The 4,668-nt window shown below is 72.2% G+C and carries 7 protein-coding genes; 3 read left to right on the plus strand and 4 right to left on the minus strand.

The window, feature by feature from the left end:
• Positions 1-77: 77 nt before the first annotated feature.
• Positions 78-437, minus strand: coding sequence for a hypothetical protein (locus ACFU6K_RS31850; protein WP_380668928.1), 360 nt, complete (start codon positions 435-437; stop codon positions 78-80).
• Positions 438-559: 122 nt separating this feature from the next.
• Positions 560-1,243 (minus strand): DUF5919 domain-containing protein, encoded by a 684-nt coding sequence (locus ACFU6K_RS31855; protein WP_380668930.1) that lies wholly within the window; start codon positions 1,241-1,243, stop codon positions 560-562.
• Positions 1,244-1,463: 220 nt separating this feature from the next.
• Between ACFU6K_RS31855 and ACFU6K_RS31860 the strand changes: the two genes are divergently transcribed.
• The 3 genes from ACFU6K_RS31860 (at position 1,464) to ACFU6K_RS31870 (ending at position 2,555) form a co-directional block, all read left to right on the plus strand.
• Entirely contained in the window at positions 1,464-1,718 is a 255-nt protein-coding gene (locus ACFU6K_RS31860; protein ID WP_380668932.1) for a hypothetical protein, read from the plus strand.
• Positions 1,719-1,746: 28 nt separating this feature from the next.
• Positions 1,747-2,214 (plus strand): NUDIX domain-containing protein, encoded by a 468-nt coding sequence (locus ACFU6K_RS31865; RefSeq protein ID WP_380668934.1) that lies wholly within the window; start codon positions 1,747-1,749, stop codon positions 2,212-2,214.
• Between the two features lie 200 nt (positions 2,215-2,414).
• Positions 2,415-2,555 (plus strand): hypothetical protein, encoded by a 141-nt coding sequence (locus ACFU6K_RS31870; protein WP_380668936.1) that lies wholly within the window; start codon positions 2,415-2,417, stop codon positions 2,553-2,555.
• On the opposite strand, the gene ACFU6K_RS31875 is transcribed toward ACFU6K_RS31870, so the two are convergent.
• Together ACFU6K_RS31875 and ACFU6K_RS31880 are read right to left on the minus strand one after the other, a co-directional pair.
• Entirely contained in the window at positions 2,528-3,472 is a 945-nt protein-coding gene (locus tag ACFU6K_RS31875; RefSeq protein ID WP_380668938.1) for a hypothetical protein, read from the minus strand. The two genes, ACFU6K_RS31870 and ACFU6K_RS31875, sit on opposite strands and share 28 nt — an antisense overlap.
• A gap of 107 nt (positions 3,473-3,579) precedes the next feature.
• A complete protein-coding gene (locus ACFU6K_RS31880; protein ID WP_380668940.1) occupies positions 3,580-4,578 on the minus strand; it encodes a hypothetical protein in 999 nt (332 codons plus the stop codon).
• Between the last annotated feature and the right edge of the window lie 90 nt (positions 4,579-4,668).

Genomic DNA, 4,668 nt, shown 5'->3' on the forward strand with positions numbered 1-4,668 from the left:
CTTCCCACTCCCCGGGGCTCCGCGGTGGCAGCCGTCAGCCGTCAGCCGTCAGCCGTCGGCTGCCTGCCGTGCGGCGGTCAGGGCCAGAGGCACTGCGACTGCGGGTCGAAGCAGGTGAGGCCCAGCGAGGACGCCACCTTCGCGATGTGGACGCAGGCCTCCTCCACCATGCTCCAGCGGATCGGGAGGCAGACCAGCGGGCCGCTCGCCTCCCCGATCAGCGGGCCGCTCGCCCACGGCGAGGTGTCGTCCCCGTCCTCGGCGAGGTCGGGCCACCGCTCCAGCAGCGCGGCCACGAAGGCCGCGATCCGCTCGGTCGGGGGAAGGTTCTCCTCCTCGGTGCCGAGGTAGCGCTCGTACAGGTCCTCGAAGCACCGGCCCGCCGCGGCGTCGTCCGCGGGGCGCTCGCCCTCCCAGACCGCAAGGTCGTAACTCATGGCCGCAGCCTGCCATCCGGCACCGACAACCCGCCCCGAGCCCGTACGCGCAGGCCCGGACCGGCCCGCCGGGGGCCGCCGGGACCGTCCTGGAGGAGCGGGAAGTCGGCGGGGCCGACTTCCTACGCCCGGGTGGGGCTGGGGTGGATGGCGTTGCCCCGGGACCAGAGTTCCTCGGCGTGCTCGGCGAAACGGTCGAACATGCCGTTCTCCCCGCTGCGCCGCAGGTGCATCAGCGGGGAGTCATGGCCGACGCTTCGGGCCAAGTGCGGTGTGACGAGGGCGTGTTCGTCGAAACGGAAGACGGACAGGCCGATGTGGTTGGGGCCGTCATCCGATGCGCTGAAGCGGGCTTCGATGTTCTCGGTGTCGGAGAGCCTGGCCAGGTTCTCCAGTGTGACCCGGATCCGGGTGGACACGGTGAGGGCGACGTCCTCGACCTGCTCGCGCCGGCGCGTCGTCTCGGAATCGGGATCACCGAGCAGGAAGCGGATGCGGCAGCCACTGTCGGCCTTGCGCCGCAGGGTCTGGAGGAGTGCGGGTTGCTCCAGCCAGACGAAGTAGTTGGTGTATCCGGCGAGGAAGACCTCGGACCGTGCCTCGGCGATCAGCTGTGCCCAGACCGATCGAGGGCAGGTCGACCGGTGCGGATAGACGGCGAACACTTCCCGGTCGTGCCCGGTCTTGACGTTCGCCCGGACGCTGTCGGGCCAGATCACTCGTTCATCAACCCCTAAAGCCGCGCAGACATCGATTCGGTTCCGCTGATGCGGGACCAGCGATGCATCAGAGAGCCAGCGTTCCACCGTCTTGGGTGTGACACCGACCCGGGAAGCGAGTTGGCGAGGGGACAGGCGGGCTGCCGTCATACCTTGCTGAAGCGCAGTGTTCAAGAGAAATCCTGAGACGTTCGGGCTTTCTTGGACCGTAGCGCCGAGACGTGGCAGGTGTCCTGGAGATGGGACATCCATGAGCCATCCGGGTGCCGATGATTTCCGCGTAGGCCGCGTGAAAGGAGTCGTACCCATGGGATCGAGCGTGATCAAAGCACTGTCCGATGAGGCGGGGGAGGGTGGCGGTGAGTACGTTGGCGTCCTCACCCGCCTCCACGGCTACGGCGTCCGCTGGGACACCGCCGCCGACCGCTACCGGGTCCGCAACGAGATCACCGGCGAGTGGCTGCGCCGGCCCGACGGCGAACCCGCCGCCTTCGTCCTCTTCGGGGACGCCTACGGCGCCTGGAAGGCCTTCGAGGTCCACAAACGGCCCGGGGAGAAGTGAGATGCCCTCCGAGAAAGTGACATCCCCCGTGCAAGACCCCCGACCGCCCGCCAAGCCCCCCGTGTGCCGGCTCGGCTGCCTCGTCCTGGTCCGCAACCAGCGCGGCGACGTCCTGCTCGTCGACCCGGACTACATGGACGGCATGATCCTGCCGGGCGGATCCGCGAAGCCCGACGAGGCCCCGCACCTGGCCGCCGCCCGCCACCTCCACGCCGAGACCGGCCTGATCGCCCGTCTCACCCACGTCCTCGCCGTCGACTTCACCCCGGCCGACCGCCACCTGGAGCGCCTCACCCTCGTCTACGACGGCGGCACCGTCCCCGACAGCACCCAGATCACCGTCCCCGCGCGGCGCCGGAGCGGCCTGCTCGGCGCCCGCTTCGTCCCTGCCCGCAACGTGCCGGACGTCATGGCCCCCTCCCAGGCCGCCCGCGCCGCCGAGGCCCTCGCCGGCCGCTCCCTGCCCGCCCTCCTCCACGGCCAGCGGGCGACCTGAGACGCCGCTCCGCACTCGAACGGCCCCGGCCGCCCCGGCACGCGGGCGGCCCGCCGAAAGGGGTGGGTGAGGGGGCGCGTGTGGGAAGAGGGCTCCGCGCTCTCGACGGATAGCTCTTACTGAGAGCCAAACTCAAGGCCGCCACCGCCAACACCGCCTCCCGCCGCACCGCCCTGAATGCCGGCCTGCGCGAGGAGGGCGTGCTGCGCAACGCCGGTTTCACCCACCACGGCCGTACCGACCTCGTCCTGTACTCGCTGGTTCCCGCCGACCTGGCCCCCGGTGACCTGACCCCCGCGGGGCCGGTCCCCGGTCAGGAGGCGGTGCGGCGCACCGGGTGACCGTCGGGGCCGGTGGTGAGCCAGGAGCCGTCGCCGAGCGGCCGCAGGTCGTACGGGTCCGCCGCGTGGGCGTCGAACTCGCCGTGGACGCGGCCGGTGCGGGCGTCGACGCGGTAGTGGCGGAACCAGTCCTCCTCGTCCTCGGTCTCGCCGACGAGGGTGGCGAGGAGGGTGTCCGGGGTGAGGTAGCCGCCGCTCCACTCCAGGAAGACCGTGTCCGGGTCGTGGCCGAAGTCGTCGACGGTGAGGGTGAACACCCTCTCGCCGCCGGGGAAGGCGTGGGCGGTGAGGTCCCTCTGGGCGTGGTCGACGGTCAGGAAGCGGTGCCCGTCGGGGGACAGGTCGACGAGGCAGCGGTCGTCCCACGGGTAGCGGAGGAGTTCCAGCCGGCCGCCGGCCAGTGACGCGCGGTAGACGGCGGTGCCGTCCTGCCCCTCGCCCACGTTGAGGAGCATCCCGCCGCCCGCCGGGTGCGCCAGCTGCACGCCGCCGTGCCCGACCATCTCCAGGTCGGCCCGGGCGAGGACCGCCCCGCTCGCGGCGTCCACGGCGACCCACTGGTCCGGCCGGTCGCGGCCCGCCATGGCGTCGGGCCGGTAGACCCACAGCACCCGCCCGTCCGGGGACAGTTCGCAGTCGGGCAGGTGGCCGTGGGCGTTGTCCGCCGCCGGTTCGAAGGGCGTGCGCCAGAGCTGCGTGCCGTCGGCCGTCACGCAGACGGCCACGTGGAGCGTCGTGTAGTAGGCGTGCCACAGGTCGGCGGCGACGGCGTGGGCGAGGACCCCGTCCCCGGGGACCGGCGGGCAGGCCACGGCGGGTGACAGCACGCCCACGGTGCCGGCGGCCGGGGCGTAGGCGCAGAGGAGTCCGTCGACGAGCCGGGTGGTGAGCCGGGCGGGGTGCGGGGAGGCGGGCATCCCCGGAGGCTACCGAACCCGGCAGCGCCCCGACCGCCCGGCCCTGACTGCCCGGCCCGACAGCCCGGGGCGCCGCCGGGGTGCCGCCGAGCGGTCCGCGGGGCGGGTCAGGTCCGGGGGTGCTTGAGGGCGGCGAGCATGGTGGCGCGGGCGGCGGCGACGGCGGCCGGGACCTCCTCGGGCGCCACCTCGCGGATGCTGGTCGCCATCCGGGCGAACTCGGCGACGTTCCCGTGGCCGATGCCGACGTTGTGGTGGGTCTGCTTCTGGTACACCTCGTCCACCTGGGCGGCGGTGCGGAAGTTCGCGTTCGGGCCGGCCCGCAGCTGCTCCTGGTTCACGACCGCGGAGTTCGGGGTGTTGAACGCCCCCGGCAGCTGGTTGGGCGTACCGCGCCGCTGGAGGAACGCCCAGTAGTCGTCCTGCTTGAGCGTGAACTCCAGGACGCGCTCGTCGTCCGGGTCGGAGGAGTTGGCGTTGCTGAACACGCTGGTGTGCGACAGCGAGGTGGTGAAGTACTTGCGGTACTGGTCGCTGCTGTTGTGGTTCATGGCGGTGGTGAGCCGGCTGCGGATGGTCCCGGCGCCGGTGAAGACGGCGGCCTCCTGGGCGGACATCTTCCGGTAGAGGCGAATCGGCGCATCGGTGGCGATGCCCATCTCCTTGGCCGAGGTGCGGTAGGCGTTGGCGTCCTCCAGCGCCTCGTCCCAGATCCGGGTCCGCACCTCCTGCTGGAAGCGGGGTTTGTTGTACACGGCGTCGTTGTAGATGTCCTGTTCGTCCTTGAACTCCCAGAAGACCCCTTCGAAGTTGTCGTACGTCCCGGCCTTGTGCACGAAGTTCGCGAACTGGCACGTGAATTCGGCGAAGCTGGCCTCGTCCACCTTCCCGGCCGCGCGCTGGACCGGTACGCCGTGGGTGTGCCGCCCCCGTGCGAGGAGCGCGCCGACCGCGCGGTTGCCGGCGGTGCGCTGAAGGGCGAGGGCCGTGGCGGGGGTGAGCGGGCCGGGCGCGGGCCGGGCGGTACCCGCCACGGCGGGGGCGGGGGCCTCCAGGGACGGTCGCCGGCTGGCCGCGGACTCGGGCCGTGCTGTCTGCCGCTTCACGTGGATGACTGCCTCCGGGGGACGGATCCTGGTCCTCGGGCGAGGATGGCACAGGGGCGGGGCAGGGTGAAGGGTCCGGAAGGGCAGGGG

Origin of the sequence: Kitasatospora sp. NPDC057512, assembly GCF_042802135.1 — a bacterium.
GTDB lineage: Bacteria > Actinomycetota > Actinomycetes > Streptomycetales > Streptomycetaceae > Kitasatospora.